We start from the raw sequence: 15,691 nt of genomic DNA, 5'->3' as shown, positions 1-15,691 counted from the left end.
GTTCGTAATACATAGCAAAACGAAACTGTTATGCAGGGGGGCTTGGACTGTATGCGCAAGCAATCACCGAATCATTTACTGCTCTACCTGGGGTATGGACTGATCGGTTTCTTCGGCTTTCTGGTGTTCGTTGGCATCATCAACTTCCTCCTCAGCAGCGCCAGATAAATATTTGCGAGAAAAAAGGAAGGCGAGCATGTAGGCTCCCTTCCTTTTTGTTTCATCTATTCGGTTCGATCCTACCGGTCAATAATCTGTGCAGTCACCATCGCCTGCCCTACCATTTGCTCTCCTTGATAGACGGACACTTCGACTTTCCCGAAGCGCCGGCTGATGTCAAGCAGACGCGGACGGACGTGAATCCGGCTCTCCATCTGAACCGGCTTCAAGAAGTAGACGGTGATGTTTTCCGGCACCATATCCCCTTTTCGGTGGATGCGCAGCAGGTTGCAGCCGACCTCAGCGATCACGGTCGTCATGATGCCGCTGGCGATTGTCCCCAGATGGTTGGTCATTTGAGGCGTAACCTCTCCCGTATAGACGATATCCTCACCCTGCCGCTCTTCGCGGAAATGGGACATGATCAAATTGGGGAAGGTCTCGCTCATCTGCGGCTGCTTGGCCGTGTACTGGAGCGCTTTCAACACGTCGTTGCGGCTCAGCACCCCGACCAGCTTGCGGTAATTGTCCACCACCGGCAACAGCTCGATTCCTTCCCACACCATCGTATGGGCGGAAGACGCAACAGAGACTCGCGGCGAAGTGGTAATCGGATTTTTCGTCATCACCTTGTCGATAGAGGCCGTTTGATCGTGGCCGATGATGTCCTTGGACGTCACGATTCCGATCAAGCGCATCTGCTCGTCCACGACCGGAAAACGCGTATCGTGGTACAGCTCCGTATACTGATGCCACTTGGCTACCGGATCGGTAGGCAGCAATACCGGCGTCTCTGCCAACGGCTTCAAAATATCTTCGACCATTACGATCTCTTTTTTGATCAGCCTGTCGTAAATGGCCCGGTTAATCATGGCGGCGACTGTAAATGTGTCGTAGCTCGACGAGATGATCGGCAGCGCCAGGCGGTCCGCCAGCTGCTTTACCTCTTCACTTGTATCGAAGCCGCCGGTAATCAAGACAGCAGCCCCTTGCTGCAGCGCGATTTTATGTGCTTGATAGCGGTTGCCGACCAAAAGAAGGCTGCCCGCATCGATATAGCGCATCATCGCTTCCAGCTGCATGGCGCCGATGACGAATTTGTTCAGCGTCTTGTGCAGTCCTTCCCGGCCCCCGAGTACGTGGCCATCGACGATGTTGACGACTTCGGCAAACGTCAGCCGCTCAATGTTTTCCTTTTGCTTTTTCTCGATCCGGACCGTCCCGACACGCTCAATCGTGCTTACATATCCTTGTGTCTCCGCTTCCTTGATGGCACGGTAAGCCGTTCCCTCGCTGACATCCAGATCTTTGGCGATTTGGCGCACCGAAATTTTTGACCCGATCGGTAACTTGTCTATATATTGAAGGATTTGTTCATGTTTGGTTGCCATCTGTTTCGTGCCCCCCTCCCCTTTCTCCATACACGCAATCTCCTTGGAACAATATACCCGATGAGCGGACAAAAAAAAAGGGTAGCTTTTCGGCTACTCCGGCAGAAAGTATATCATTAAGGGGGTTTTCATCGTGTCTTTATCTTACCCCTGGAATATTACAGGATGATTACAAGCCGTTTACAGTTTCGTTTCAATGTGACAAAACTACCCAAACAAAAGGGATAACAGGCCCTGCACAAGCCCGATCATGCCTCCGAGGATGAATCCGAGTACCGTAATCATGCGAAATTCCCGTCCCGAAATGCCGACAACCATCTCTTCAATCCTCTCGATCGGGAAACCTTCCACCTGCCGTGTTACGATCTCGCGGATCGGAAGCCTGTCAAACAGCTTTTCCACGTTTTTCTCAAGCGTCTCTACCAGCCAGCCGGATACCTTGGGGATCAGCACTGTAGTGACTGTCCCGCGGAGCGGGGCCAACAGCTCAGACAGAGGCTTGTCTGCCCAGCGGAGCACTTGCTCCTCCAATTTGTAGAAGGCTGCATCCGACCATGACTGGATTTGCTCGCTCCCGATCCAATTCTCCACATCCCCGACTGTCTTGTCCAGCAGCTTGTCGGCTTCTACGCGCAGGACCTCATAAATTTTCCGGGCCAGGGCCGGATTGGTCAAAAGCTCGTCCAGCGCAGGCAGAAGCTTTCCGATGATCTTTTCATCTCCGAGGAACATATTGACCAGACCGCCGAACATCCCCCCGCCACCGCCGACGAGTCCGCGAATCATCTGCTGCAGCGTTTGCAGGCCCTCCGGGGAATGCAGATAGGCGCGTGACTTTTCCAGAAAGAGGCGGCTCACTTCCTCCAAAGCCGTTTCCAGCTTGGCCATCCCCGCTTCGGGAATCATCTGGCGCAGCGGTTTTTCCCGATATTCGGCAAGCCGGGATTGAAGCCACTTCTCCCAGGCCTGTTTTACCGGCAGGCGAATATGCTCGCTGATACGCCCATTTTCATCGATTGCTTGCGGATACAAAGTCTGTGTCCACTGGTGTAGGGTGCGGCTGTCCTCCATCCATCCCCGGGCCGCTTTCTCCAGCCACAAGCTCAGATTTTGCTCCATTTCTGCTTGGGCGAGAGCCCTTTTCACACCCTCCTTGGTCAACAGATGCTCTTGGACCAATCGTCCCATCTGAACCGCGATCTCATCCCGTCTGCGCGGGATCAGCCCAGGCGTAAAAGGCACTTGCCACCTGCCGATTCGCCATGGGCGATGGGGGCGAAACAGCATGCGAATAGCCAGTTCATTCGTAATGCCGCCGATGGCGGAGCCCACGATTACGTTTATTGCCAGCATCCAAACGTTCATCTACATTAACAACCTCTCTTTTCCGCATGGAACCAAAGTAAGTGCCTGCTCATAAAATAGACCAACTTCATGCCTGATGGGAAGGGGATTGCCATGTCGTATGTTCCAGTCATTTTGCAATCGTACGAACCCAAAACAGACACCGACCTGTACCTGCCCCAGGCGCACATGCGCAAATGGAATCTCACACCGTCTTCGGTCACCGTTCAATTTGGCAGCAAAACTGCCAGGGCCAAAGTGAGCGGCCTGCAGCAAGCCCGAAATTCCCTGATCCGTCCGTCTCTTGCCCAGATGCTTCATCTGCCCAAGGGAGTTCCCCTGCTGGTACGTTATCAAGCGAGCCAGCAGCGTCTTGTTTTTGGACCCTATCTGGGCATACTCGTATCCGCGTACAATCCCCAGTACTCTTTATCCCCTTTTGGCGGACTCACCCCGTTCTTCAATGAGGTGGCCGATAGCTGCCGCAAACGCGGAGGAATCGTTTGCATCTTCCGGATGCAAGACGTCAATTGGAATACCGGGATTGTAAAGGGTATGGTACGGCAAAATGGGCAATGGAGGCAAGTGATTCTGCCGCTTCCGCAGTGCATCTACAACCGCGTGGTATCTCGCCGGCGAGAGCGCAGCGAAGCGATGAGCGACTGGATGCAGCGGTGCAAGGAAGCAAATATCCCGTTTTTTAATGAACAGTTTCTGAATAAGTGGCACGTGCATACCGCTCTGGAAAACGAGCCGGGTGCTTCCGAGCATCTGCCCCGCACCATCCTCTATCAAAGCAAACAAGACTTGGAAAGCATGCTCCAGTCCCACAAGACGGTATATGCCAAACCGGTAAACGGAAGCATGGGGCGGGGAATTGTACGCATTCGCCGTACAGGTGGCGGCTATCAGCTAAGCCGCTCCGGCGGCGGCTCCAGACAGTTTGGAAGCATCAGCGACCTGCACCGTCATCTGTATCAGCAAACCAAAGGCAAGAAATATTTGCTTCAGCAAGGGCTTTCCCTCATCGGCATCCAGCAGCGTCCAACCGATTTTCGAGTGCTGGTGCAAAAGGACCGGCAGGGTGCTTGGGGAATCACTTCGATGGTCGCCAGGCTGGGACAGAACCGGGTCGTATCCAACGTATCCCGCGGCGGCTCCATGGCTGCACCCGCCTATGCTCTTCGGATATGCGGTCCCTGGATGACAAGTGCGCGCCCGACCGTCCAAACGTTGCGCAGCGTTGCACTCAAGCTGTCACAGCTGCTGGAACAATCGCTCAGTGGCCATTACGCGGAGCTTGGGATCGATCTGGGAGTAGATGTCCGCGGACACGTCTGGCTGCTCGAAGTGAACAGCAAGCCTTCCAAGACGACAAACTCCCTCCCGATGCAAGGCGGAGAAGACGGAACGTCCAGACGGGTGCGACCATCCGTATTGCGGATGCTTGACTACTCCTCCTACCTGAGCGGCTTCCCGCGGTCAGGGAAAAGCAAATCAGAAGCACGCAAGAAATCAAGACGAGGGTGACCTTATGTTGGCAAACCAAAAAAGCCTGGGCATCATTACGATTTGCCGCGGCTCTTCCTTTGTCGAAAAAGGGTATTACAAAAAATTGACCTTGATCGGTCGCAAAGCCGGTATCCGCGTGTTCGTCTTTTCTCCGCGCCAGGTGGATTTTTCCACACGCACGGTGACAGGGTTTGAATATCGCGACGGCAGCTGGCGGAGCGGAACCTTTCCGTTGCCCGCCTATATCTATGACCGCTGCTTTGTTGGTCCTTCCTACCGCCACTATAAACCATTCGTAGAGAAGTTGCAAAACGATCCATCGATTACGTTTTTGGGGCATGGGCTGTCGGGAAAATGGCAGGTGCATCAGATGCTGATAAAATCGCCTCTGCTTGCAAAATGGCTTCCGCCTACGAGCCTCTTTTCCTTCCCCAAGCTCCAGCAGACACTCAAGCGGCACGGCTCTGCCATCATCAAGCCGATTGCCGGCACACATGGAATCGGTGTGGTGCGGATCGATCAGACCGGAGACAGCTACCATCTCACTGGCCGCAATCTGGAAAATCAGCCTTTCTCCAAAACGATTCGCACCCAGAATGGGTTAAACACCTATTTGGCCGGATTTATCGGCGGACGGACGTTTCTCGTACAGCCCTATCTCTCCCTGCATACACCAGACGGCACGCCGTTTGATGTCCGCGTGCTGGTACAGAAAAATGGAAACGGCGAATGGGAAACGACCGGAAAAGCCGTACGGCTGGGAAACAAGCAAAGCATCACGTCCAATTTACACGGCGGAGGAAAGGCGGCCCCGCTGCCGATCTTTCTCGCCAAGCACTTTTCCGAGAAGACCAGAAGCAAAATTGAGATGCAGCTCGATCAGTTAGTAGCAGAACTGCCTCCCTTTTTGGAGCTTGAACACGGCCGACTTGTCGAGCTTGGGATTGACGTCGGCATCGATACGTCAGGGAATATCTGGATCATCGAGGTGAACAGCAGGCCGGGGCGTACGGTTTTCCGAATGATTGATGATCCCAAGGCAAGGCTTCATTCCATTACTCAACCGGTCCGCTACGCCCGTTATCTTATGAAACATGCGTAGGAGGTAAATATAAGCATGGAATCGATCAGAGTGCGGCTCCGCTTCCTGTCTTATCCCCATGTATCCGGCATTATCCTGCCGTCTGCACTTGTTACGAAGCTGCAGCTTCGTCCACGGCAAAAAATCAGGATTTCTCTGGGGAAACGGGAAGTGGTGGCTACCATTTTTCAAGACCGTCGTAATCAAGAAGGCAATGTCGTCAAAGTAACCAGCATGCTGAAAACAAATTTGGGCATCCCGCACGGTGGTCTGATTCAGTTGAAGAAGGAAGGAGAAACCCTGCGGATTGGTCCCGCAATCGGCATCGTCACCACTGGCCTCAAACAAAACGCCCGCCAACCGATTGGCCAGCGCACATCATTTTTCCAAAAACTGCTCCAGGCCCAGGAAGGAAAAGGCGTCTTCTACTTCATCTTTGCGCCAAATGAAGTCGACTGGGAGACCAATCGCGTGAATGCCTGGTTTTTGCGGCCGAGCAAGCAAGGCGGATACATCTGGAAAAAGATGAATACTGCTCTTCCAGATGTGGTTTACGACCGGATACCGTCTCGGTCAGCCGAGCGCCATGAAGCAGTTCAGGAATTCAAGCTGAAGCTGGCCAATTATTCAACGCCGATGTTCAATCAAGGATTTTTCAACAAATGGGGAGTCCACCAGCTCCTCTATCCCAACCCGGAAGTAAACGAATTTATACCCGAAACGTACCCTTCCCCGTCTTTAGCCACTGTCCGCTCGCTGCTGCGCAAGTACCCGATCGTCTATCTCAAGCCGAAAAACGGCAGCTTGGGCTATGGCATCGTCAAGATCGTTCACTCTCCCGGCAAAGGATATGACGTGTCCTATCACAACGGGGGAGGAAATGTGAAACGGCGCTTCACAACCCTGTCCGCACTGTACCAGCATGTCTTCCGTACGCGCCGAGCCAGCGCCTACCTGGCCCAACAGGGAATATCGCTGCTGACATTCCACGGCCGTCCCTTTGACTTCCGGGTCCATCTCCACAAAAATCTGCAAAATGAGTGGGTCGTATCCTGCATGGCCGCAAAGGTGGCCGGTTCAGGCAGTGTGACGACGCATGTCCGTACAGGCGGCACGGTAATCCCCGGAGACGAGTTGCTGAACTACTTGTTCGGCAAGCAGAAAGGCCTGATGAAAGAACGCGTCTCGCAAGCAGCGATCCGGTTGGCGACTGCCATCGAACAGGCAAAAGGGATGGACCTCGGCGAGCTGGGTCTGGATATGGGCATTGATACGCACGGACATGTTTGGATGTTCGAGGCCAACTCCAAGCCTGGACGCTCCATCTTTAAGCATGCCCGGCTCAAACAAGCGGACATTGAGTCGAGAAACCTGCTGGTCGACTACAGCTGCTACCTCGCCAACTTTTGACAGACGACCAAACCACCGTACAGGAAGGAGGAACACCCATGCCTCAACTGCGCTCCGGGTGGTTGACCATCTTCCCCGGCGGCCGTTGGTTTTTGCAGTTACCGCGTCAAAATCTTCATATCCTGCGCGGACGCAAACAGCTGTACTCCAGACTGGGAGCGTTTGATACGCCCAAACGCGTGTACCTCGGCCTTCCCAAACGGCAGCCAGGCCGCATTCGCACCCGCATCAACTGGAGAACAGTGAATGACACCCTGAAGCTGGGCCCGTTGATCGGGATTTTGACAGTGGGAAACGGTCAACATTTTTTTGGCAATCGACAAAACTTTAAAGACATTGCTCTCTCCGGCAAAAAGCTCGGTGCTCTCGTGTATGTCTTCACTCCGCAAAGCATCAACTGGGACAAAAAAAGCGTCCGCGGCTTCCTCTACGACGAACAACAAGATCACTGGCTGGAGGCAGACCTTCCCTTTCCCCATGTGGTGTATAACCGCATTCCTTCACGCAAAGCGGAAAAACGCTCGGATGTGCAGGCGACATTGAACCAGATCGACAGCTTGCAAAATGTGACGTTGTTCAACCGCTGCTTTTTCGATAAGCAAAAACTGTTTCAAACGCTGAGCAATTATACCGAAGTAACCCCTTTTCTTCCGGAGACAAAGAAGTTTGATTCTCTCCAACGCTTCCGTCTGTTTTGCAACCAGCATCGGTTCGTATATCTAAAGCCGGTACTGGGGAAAGCAGGAGAGGGAATCATGCGGGTGGAGCACAAACGAGACCACTGGCTCGTACAGCGGCTCAAGGAGCAAAAAGCCGTTACACGCCAGTTTTCTACTCTCGAAGGTGTTTGGAAGCATGTAAAAGGGCACACACGCGGCAAGCATTACATCATGCAGCAGGGAATCCATCGGGCGCATTACTTGAGAAAGCCATTTGACGTCCGCGTTCTGGTCCAAAAAAACGGCAAAGGGGAATGGGGAGTGACTGGCATCGGCATTCGCCGGGCAGGTATCCAGAGCATAACGACCCACGTCCCGCGCGGCGGCTCGATCCACTCTCTGGGAACCGTCCTGCGAGCGATCTTCAAGGAGGATGCCGGCAAGATTGAAGGCAAAATAAAGGAGACGGCCTTGACCATTGCCTCCGCTTTGAATCATGCGATTGAGGGACTTGCAGAAATGTCGATGGATATGGGGCTGACAAAGGAAGGGCAGCTTTGGTTGTTCGAAGCAAATGCAAAGCCGGAAAAATTTGACGAACCAACGATCCGACGGACCTCGCTCTCCAATCTGATCCACTACTCGCAATACGTCTCCCGGCTCCAGAACAATCGGGAGCTTGCTTCGGGGTAGCACACAATGAAAATCATCAAGGTGTCCCCCATTGCCTTGACATCAATCAAAGCTACCCTGCTCCGCTTTGTCAGGCTGGAGGGTGAACGCCGGATTACGGCAGAGGCGCGCGACTGGCTGGCAGAGCTGACTCCGGAAAAACTGAAAAGACAGGAAGCCGTCTTGCTTGCAGCTGTCGAAGGAAAGCGTCTGGTCGGCTTGTTCGCCGTCTCCAAGTGCGGGCTCGCCCACTCGTTCCTTGTCGTCGACAGGCGGAGACGAGGGCACGGAATCGGCAAGGCGATGGCTTCCCGGATGTGCAGGCTGCTGCCCAAGCTTTATGTCAGGATCGCAATCGACAACGAACCGAGCCTTTCTTTATTCCGCAGTCTCGGATTTGCGCCGGCAAAAGCATGTATCGGCCCTACCGGCAAGCCGACTCTATGGCTCGCATACGGCCAATGGACTCCCGAGGATTTGCAGGTATCTGCAGGGTAGTGCCCTTCTGCCCTTACTCTCCCAAGCTGACCGTTTTGACCGGTACCTTGGGAGAGTTTTTTTTGTTATGCAGATATTTTCACAAACAGTACAAATCCGAATTCTCTTTTAACAGGGGGTGATGAATCAGCTACTAAACATTGGAAAATATAGTTAATGGAGGTGGTCAAAATGACCTTTCAAAATTACTTGCCGATCCAACAAGCTCCTTTTTCCAGCTCTGCCAACGCCGTTTTTCAACCCGGATTTGCCGGTACGAATGCACAAGAGGTCCGCTACTTGAATAACGGTGGACAAATTCCGGCAGCATCTACATACGGAGCTCCTGTGCAAGGCGGTTTTGGCGGGGTACAAGCTGTTTTCCAACCTGGCTTCGCCGGCACGAACGCCCAAGAGGTACGTCAACAGAACCAAGTCGGATTCGCTTCCTTTGGTCCTGGCCCAGGCTATCAGCAAGCCGCATTTGGCTATCCGCAAGCCCAGGCTGGCTATCAGCAGCAATTCACCGGATCGGCACAATCAATCTTCTCTCCTGGTTTTGCCGGTACGAATGTACAAGAAGTGCAGGCCCGGAATAACACCTCCTTTGGCGGAGGCTTCAACAATGCCTATACAGGCTTTGCCGGACCCGCAGCAGGCAATGTCGGCAGCATCTTCTCTCCCGGCTTCGCTGGTACGAACGTTCAGGAAGTACGCCAACTGAATCAGCCAGGCTACTCGTCGTTCGGTGCAGGCTTTGGCTTCCAGGCGCAGCCGCAGCAATCGTTTGCAGCGCCGTTTGGCGGCAGTGTACAAGCTGTGTTCCAGCCAGGCTTCGCAGGCACGAACGTGCAAGAAGTACGCGCTCTCAATGCAGGCCAGCAAGCCCCCTATGCCGGTTATAATTTCGCTGGCTTCTAAAGGAAATGACACTTATAGCGAGCAAGATCGTCTGGATGCGAAGTCCGACGGTCTTGTTTTTGCGCTTTACGTCTACTCGCTTTCGGCACGTACTGCCGCAATCGCTTCGTACAGGGCATGCAAGCTCTCCAGGCTTTGAGTGTCCACTGTAAAAAGGGTTTCGCCAAACCGGTACAAATCCCGTTCTGCTCCCGGCAGTCGCCGATTTTTGGGATCGCCTTCCCATTGGGCATCTACGCATTTTTCCGGCTGCTCAAGGTAATGGCGGACGTTGACATGGGTTTCCAGCACGTCCCGAAACTGCTCCATGATCCGGGCGTGTCGTCCATCGTTTTTCGCCAGACGGTAGAGGGCCATTTCGATCTGCAGCCAGCACGTTACATAGAAGTGAAACTCCAAAAACAGCGTCGTCAACGCCCCGTTAACCGCCTGCTGCCGCTGTTGCCGTTCATCCTCCTTTGCGCCTGTCCACTCTGCCAGCGCCCGCTTCACATCCGTTTTCTTCTCCTGGATCAGATCGTAGTGGTTCACAGCTCCCCGGTAAAATTTGCGGACGATGTTGTAGAGCATCTCCGGTGTGCGCGGCGGCAACCCCTGGTACCGGTTTTGTACATCTCGCATAAGCAGCTCGCCTCTTCTCTTCCTTATTCTCGCTGACGGCTTTTCTTTCTCTCATTGTACCCTACCAGCTAAAAAGAGCAAAAGCCCGCTGATGGCGGTCAGCGGGCAGGGGTTTGCTACTATGGGTACTGCTTACAGGGTTTTCATGCCTGGCTTCCAGTTTGCCGGGCAAAGGCCACCAGCCTGCAGCGCCTGCAGGATGCGGAGCGTTTCGTCAACGCTGCGGCCGACGTTCATGTCGGTAACAACCTGATAGCGGAGAATGCCTTCCGGATCGATGATAAACAGTCCGCGGTGAGCGGCACCGGTCTCTTCATCCAGAACGCCGTAAGCTTCCGCAGTCTTTTTGGTGATGTCGCTGGCAAGCGGAAAGTTGACTTCTCCGATGCCTTGTTGGTCGCGAGGGGTGCGAATCCATGCGCGGTGAGTGTGCACGCTGTCTACAGATACACCCAGTACTTCGCAATCCAGATCCTCAAATTCCGCGATGCTGTCGCTGAAGGAAGTCACTTCTGTCGGGCATACAAAGGTAAAGTCAAACGGCCAGAAGAACAGGATCAGCCACTTCCCTTTGTAATCCGCCAGAGTCGCGCGCTCCTCCAGCGTCTCCAGATTTTTTGTGGTCACCATATTAAAATCAGGTGCTTTTTTTCCTACTTGCAGTTGTACGCGATCGCTCATTGATGTCCAGCTCCTCTCATTTTTACAGATGTCTGTTCCTGATTATTCGGCTGCTTCAAGCGCAGCCAGCGCTTTCTTGATCCGATTCGGGTTGAAGCCGAGAATCTGCTTTTCGCCGATCAGTGTCAACGGAACAGACATCATTCCGAGACGGGCCAGCTCTTCGCGGTAGGCTTCATTCTCGTCAATATTGCGTTCATCATAGGAAATGTTTTGTTCTTCCAGATACGTTTTAAGCTGCTTGCAAAAACCGCAGTTTGTGCTGGAATATACGATTGCTTGTGCCATGTTCACTCTCTCCTTGCCGAGGGTTTTATTTGTATTGGGGAACGATCTTGCTCCGTTTGTTGATATACCTGTCGACAGCCATGGCCGCGATCGCTCCGTCAGCGGCTGCCACCACTGCTTGCTTGACAGGCGTTTTGCGAACTTCGCCCGCGCCGAATACTCCCGGCACAGAGGACTGCATAAATTCATCCAGGATCATGAAGCCTTCATCATCAAGCGGTACCTGATCTTCGAGGAAATCCGTTCCGGGCTTGCTTCCCGAGAGGAAAATAAACACTCCGTCCACCGAGACGAGCTCTTCCCTGCCATCTGCGTGGCGTATTTGAACACCTTCGACAGACTGCTCTCCGACAATTTCCACGGGACGAGTGCGGAACAAAAATTCCGTTTTGGGCAGCTCGGGTACTTCGTCTACCCCTTGGAGCTCAGCCCGGGGAACGATGAAGACAATCTTGTCTGCAAACTTGGTCAGTGCATGCGCCTCTTCCAGCGCTTCCTCGGAATCCCCGATCACCGCAACACTTTTTCCTTGGTAAAAAGCTCCGTCGCACGTAGCGCAGGTACTGATGCCTCGGCCCAGCAGCTTCTCTTCGCCCGGGAGCATGCGGTTGCGCCCCTTCGAGCCGGTTGCCACAATCACGGCCTTAGCCTCGAATGTGCCGTCTGCGGTGTAGATGCTTTTGACTTCATCCTCCACATCCACAGCGGTAATCGTTGTTTGCAGGAATGTCGCACCGAAGCTCTCCGCCTGCCTGCGCATAATGTCCAGCAGCTCTTTTCCCGTCATCTCGCCTTCCGCCCCTGGGTAGTTGGCGATTTTATGTGTCAGCGCCAAGGCCCCCGTATTGGGTGCTTTGTCGATCACCAGTGTCTTTAAGTTGCCGCGCGCCGTATAAATCGCTGCAGATGCTCCTGCTGGTCCACCGCCGATGATGATTACATCGTACATGCACGCATTCACCTCACGATCCATATTTTATAATGATTATTAACTAGTAACAGTTATCATTTTACCCAATACAATATAAAAGTCAATATCTTTTTGTAATTATTTTAAATAAAGGGCAAATTGCTCTTGCTTCTTTCCAAAAGATGCATTACTTTTTAAAGGAGGAAACTGTTCAAAAATCACCCAAAATGAAAATCCAGGTAACGAACGCTGCCACTAGATGGCAGCTTTCGCGCTTTACAGGGGATGAAACTGTTTCTCACTTCATATATGAAAGGAAGACATGCCGATGAAAAACATGGATTATCATCATCTCGATCACGTAAAAGACCAGCAGACATCCAAAAAGACGCTGTGGATTACGCTGTTCATTACCCTGTTCTTCACCATCGTCGAAATCGTTGGCGGACTGCTTTCCAACTCGCTCGCGCTCCTGTCGGACTCCGCACATATGATCTCGGACGTGCTGGCGCTGGGACTGAGCATGACAGCCATCTACATGGCCTCGCGGAAACCGAATAGCCGCTATACCTTTGGATACCTGCGTTTTGAAATCATCGCATCCTTTCTCAACGGAGCGGCGCTCGCCGTCATCGCGGTCGGAATCTTCATCGAGGGGATCAAGCGGATGATTACTCCGCAGGACGTGGATCTCAAGCTGATGCTGACGATCGCCTCCATCGGCTTGGTCGTCAACATCATCCTGACCGTCGTCTTGAGCCGCAGTTCGAAAGAAGAGGAAAATTTGAACATCCAGAGCGCCCTGTGGCACTTCATTGGAGATTTGCTCAGCTCGGTCGGGGTTATCCTGTCCGCCGTCATCATTTACTTTACCGGCTTCACCATTTTTGACCCGTTGATCAGCATGGTAATCGGCGCGATCATCTTTACCGGCGGAGCCAAGATCATCCGGGCATCGTACCTGATTATTATGGAATCCGTTCCGGAAAAGTTTGACCTCGAAGAAATCCGCCAGGACATAGCGGCGGTGGAGGGTGTCGAGGACGTGCACGAAATGCATCTTTGGGCAATTTCGACTGACCATTATTCGATTACCGCCCACGTGTTTGTCCGCGAAGATATTCAGCCGTTCTGCGTTATCCTGGCAGTGAATGAGACTTTGAAGAACAAGTACGGCATCAATCACTCCACGATCCAGGTGGAGCATGCGCAATTCCACGATCACGGAGAGTACGGGAAGATGTTTCTGCAGCAGCGGGAGGAGCAGTTTTCTTCCTGATCCGATTGCTTTGCGTCCTGGCTGGCAGCCATTGTCAATAATAAAAGCCGCTTTTCCGGGATTCCGGGAAAGCGGCTTTTTGTGCGAGTCGGCACCTGTTCATATTTGCGTGTGGAGATGGCCCGCCAAGCTGCCGGCGATAGCGTGCTCGTGCTTCTTCGCTTCTTTGCTTTTTTGCTTTTTTAGCTTATTCGCTTCTTAAACGGCTTCGCCGCCGCTTTGATCCATATACATGACTTCCCACAGATGGCCGTCCATATCCTGAAAGCTCCAGCCGTACATAAAGCCGTGGTCAAAGCGGTCATTTGAAGCTTTTCCGCCTGCTTCCAGCGCTTTGTTCACAATCTCATTGACCTGCTCCCTGCTCTGGGCCGATAACGCCATAATCACTTCCGTCGTTTTTGTTGCATCGGACAGCTCTTTTTTGGTAAATGTCTGGAAGAAGCTCTCGACCAGCAGCATGACAAAGGTGTTGTCATTGATAATCATGCAGGTAGCATTCTCATCTGTGTACTGGGGATTGAATTCGAATCCGATTTTCGAAAAAAAGTCGATGGATTTGTTCAGATCCTTTACTGGAAGATTCACAAACGTCATTTTCGCTTGAAGTCCCACGATCAATCACCTCTACGTTATTTTTTGCGGTTGGTTTGGCAAGATAGGCCTATTCTAGCATGTGCCTTTTGGCTTCATTTCTTATGAATTGCTATGTTTGCAATCTGCAGACAAATTCGTTTCCTTTATTCGAGACTTTCTGCCAATTAGACGAATATACTGTTTACATAATTATTTTGCGATTGCGAAAACTGCCGAACGCATTGACGTATTCAACCATTCAAGCTAAAGTACCCCTATCGCTTGAACGCGAAAAAGCGAAAAAGCACAAAAGCATAGCCGCACAAAAGCGGCGGTGCAGACGAGTAGGAGTCGTTATTGCCATGAACAAATCGATCACCTTTGGGCAGAGCCTCTCTGTTTTGCTTGTTGTCTTTGCCATATTGTTTCCCGCCCTGTTTTTCGGAAAAGCAGAGCCTCATATGCCATTATTGACCGCTCTCGTAGCATCCGCGGTTTTTATCCGCCTTTTCGGAGTGACGTGGGAGGAGATGGAGGAGGGCATTATCAAAGGCGTTCAGTCAGCTGTCGCCCCCCTGCTCATCCTGTCTCTCATCGGCATCCTGATCGGTGTTTGGATGATGAGCGGGACGGTGCCGACCATTCTGTATTACGGGATTTCTTTGATTTCGCCGGAGTATTTTACGATCAGCGCTCTGTTTTTGACCATTCTCGTCTCAACAGCCACAGGAAGCTCCTTTACGACTGTCAGTACGGTCGGGGTAGCGTTGATGGGGGTAGCCACTGCACTGGGGATGGACCCGCTTGTTACGGCTGGTGCCGTCATTTCAGGGGCCTGTTTCGGGGACAAAATGTCTCCGTTGTCCGACACGACGAATTTTTCTGCGGCTGTAGCCGGTGTTCCCCTGATGTCGCACGTCCGTTTCATGACCCGAACGACGGTACCTGCGATTGTCTTGACGGCTGTCTTTTTTGCCTTTCAGAGCCAGCCTGACGCCGTCAATCTGTCCAACATCGCGCTTATCCAGGCGGAGCTGGAGAAGCACTTCTCGCTGTCGGTCTTTACACTGCTGCCCGCTGTGGTCGTGATCGGGTGCTCCCTCTGGCGCAAACCGATCCTGCCCACGCTGATCGCGGGTATCGCCAGCGGAATTGTTACCGCAGCCATATTCCAGGGAGAACACTCGCCGCTTGCGTGGCTTTCCGTGATGCAGAACGGATTCCACGGCGAGTTTTCAAATGAAATCGTCGGCTCGATCGTGAACCGCGGCGGGCTGTTGTCGATGACGTGGTCGCTGTCGTTGATTCTGATCGCCCTTTCGCTAGGCGGTCTGTTGCAGCGAAGCGGAGTCTTTCATGCCCTCTTTGGTTCCTTGCTCAAGCGAATCAGGCACGAGGGCGGCATCATTACCATGGCAGGCTCGTCCTCCATACTCGTGAACGGGTTGACTGGCGAGCAATACCTTTCCATCCTGCTGCCGGGGCAGATGTTTCGTGATTCCTTCGAATCCAGAGGCATTTCTCGCGTAAGGCTCTCCCGCACGCTGGAGGATTGCGGTACGCTGATCAATCCCCTGATCCCATGGGGCGTAAGCGGTGCATTTTTCACTTCCACCCTGCATGTGGCAACACTGGATTATTTGCCGTACGCCCTGTTCCTCTGGCTGTCGCCGCTCTTTACCTTTTTGTTTGCCTGGATCAGGAGATAAG

General features: G+C 52.8%; 15 protein-coding genes. 8 read left to right on the top strand and 7 right to left on the bottom strand.

The window, feature by feature from the left end; all coding sequences use genetic code 11:
• Positions 1 to 239: 239 nt before the first annotated feature.
• Entirely contained in the window at positions 240 to 1,550 is a 1,311-nt protein-coding gene (locus tag NST37_RS06795) for a DRTGG domain-containing protein (RefSeq protein WP_003388010.1), read from the bottom strand.
• A gap of 207 nt (positions 1,551 to 1,757) precedes the next feature.
• Positions 1,758 to 2,915: a DUF445 family protein gene (locus NST37_RS06790; protein WP_003388011.1), complete on the bottom strand. Its 1,158-nt coding sequence runs from the start codon at positions 2,913 to 2,915 to the stop codon at positions 1,758 to 1,760.
• A 93-nt stretch (positions 2,916 to 3,008) separates the two neighbouring features.
• Here NST37_RS06790 and NST37_RS06785 point away from each other — a divergent pair, with 93 nt between their 5' ends.
• The 6 genes from NST37_RS06785 (at position 3,009) to NST37_RS06760 (ending at position 9,626) form a co-directional block, all read left to right on the top strand.
• A complete protein-coding gene (locus NST37_RS06785) occupies positions 3,009 to 4,424 on the top strand; it encodes a YheC/YheD family protein (protein ID WP_003388012.1) in 1,416 nt (471 codons plus the stop codon).
• 4 nt (positions 4,425 to 4,428) lie between these two features.
• A complete protein-coding gene (locus NST37_RS06780) occupies positions 4,429 to 5,508 on the top strand; it encodes a YheC/YheD family protein (RefSeq protein ID WP_039071185.1) in 1,080 nt (359 codons plus the stop codon).
• A 15-nt stretch (positions 5,509 to 5,523) separates the two neighbouring features.
• Positions 5,524 to 6,897, top strand: coding sequence for a YheC/YheD family protein (locus tag NST37_RS06775; RefSeq protein WP_003388014.1), 1,374 nt, complete (start codon positions 5,524 to 5,526; stop codon positions 6,895 to 6,897).
• 38 nt (positions 6,898 to 6,935) lie between these two features.
• Positions 6,936 to 8,249, top strand: coding sequence for a YheC/YheD family protein (locus NST37_RS06770; RefSeq protein ID WP_003388015.1), 1,314 nt, complete (start codon positions 6,936 to 6,938; stop codon positions 8,247 to 8,249).
• A gap of 6 nt (positions 8,250 to 8,255) precedes the next feature.
• Complete coding sequence (locus NST37_RS06765; protein WP_039071186.1) at positions 8,256 to 8,726, top strand: GNAT family N-acetyltransferase; 471 nt, start codon at positions 8,256 to 8,258, stop codon at positions 8,724 to 8,726.
• Positions 8,727 to 8,897: 171 nt separating this feature from the next.
• Positions 8,898 to 9,626 carry a hypothetical protein gene (locus NST37_RS06760; RefSeq protein ID WP_339186471.1) on the top strand — a complete coding sequence of 243 codons (729 nt, stop codon included), beginning with the start codon at positions 8,898 to 8,900 and terminating at the stop codon, positions 9,624 to 9,626.
• 72 nt (positions 9,627 to 9,698) lie between these two features.
• On the opposite strand, the gene NST37_RS06755 is transcribed toward NST37_RS06760, so the two are convergent.
• The 4 genes from NST37_RS06755 to NST37_RS06740 all read right to left on the bottom strand — a co-directional run bounded on the left by NST37_RS06755 (position 9,699) and on the right by NST37_RS06740 (position 12,165).
• Positions 9,699 to 10,247 (bottom strand): hypothetical protein, encoded by a 549-nt coding sequence (locus tag NST37_RS06755; protein ID WP_031932229.1) that lies wholly within the window; start codon positions 10,245 to 10,247, stop codon positions 9,699 to 9,701.
• A 132-nt stretch (positions 10,248 to 10,379) separates the two neighbouring features.
• Positions 10,380 to 10,928: a peroxiredoxin gene (locus tag NST37_RS06750; protein ID WP_024983167.1), complete on the bottom strand. Its 549-nt coding sequence runs from the start codon at positions 10,926 to 10,928 to the stop codon at positions 10,380 to 10,382.
• A 42-nt stretch (positions 10,929 to 10,970) separates the two neighbouring features.
• Positions 10,971 to 11,216: a glutaredoxin family protein gene (locus NST37_RS06745; protein ID WP_003388021.1), complete on the bottom strand. Its 246-nt coding sequence runs from the start codon at positions 11,214 to 11,216 to the stop codon at positions 10,971 to 10,973.
• A 25-nt stretch (positions 11,217 to 11,241) separates the two neighbouring features.
• Positions 11,242 to 12,165 carry an FAD-dependent oxidoreductase gene (locus NST37_RS06740; RefSeq protein WP_003388022.1) on the bottom strand — a complete coding sequence of 308 codons (924 nt, stop codon included), beginning with the start codon at positions 12,163 to 12,165 and terminating at the stop codon, positions 11,242 to 11,244.
• 289 nt (positions 12,166 to 12,454) lie between these two features.
• On the opposite strand from NST37_RS06740, the gene NST37_RS06735 reads away from it, so the two are divergent.
• Entirely contained in the window at positions 12,455 to 13,405 is a 951-nt protein-coding gene (locus NST37_RS06735) for a cation diffusion facilitator family transporter (RefSeq protein ID WP_024983166.1), read from the top strand.
• A 198-nt stretch (positions 13,406 to 13,603) separates the two neighbouring features.
• Here NST37_RS06735 and NST37_RS06730 read toward each other — a convergent pair whose 3' ends face one another.
• Complete coding sequence (locus NST37_RS06730) at positions 13,604 to 14,020, bottom strand: VOC family protein (RefSeq protein WP_122958639.1); 417 nt, start codon at positions 14,018 to 14,020, stop codon at positions 13,604 to 13,606.
• 323 nt (positions 14,021 to 14,343) lie between these two features.
• Between NST37_RS06730 and nhaC the strand changes: the two genes are divergently transcribed.
• Positions 14,344 to 15,690 (top strand): Na+/H+ antiporter NhaC, encoded by a 1,347-nt coding sequence (gene nhaC, locus NST37_RS06725; RefSeq protein WP_251246942.1) that lies wholly within the window; start codon positions 14,344 to 14,346, stop codon positions 15,688 to 15,690.
• Position 15,691: the final 1 nt, after the last annotated feature.

Source organism: Brevibacillus sp. FSL K6-6036 (assembly GCF_037964015.1).
GTDB classification, from domain to species: Bacteria; Bacillota; Bacilli; order Brevibacillales; family Brevibacillaceae; genus Brevibacillus; species Brevibacillus borstelensis.
Note: the sequence above shows the minus strand (reverse complement) of the source record. Positions and strands in the feature narration are given on the sequence as shown.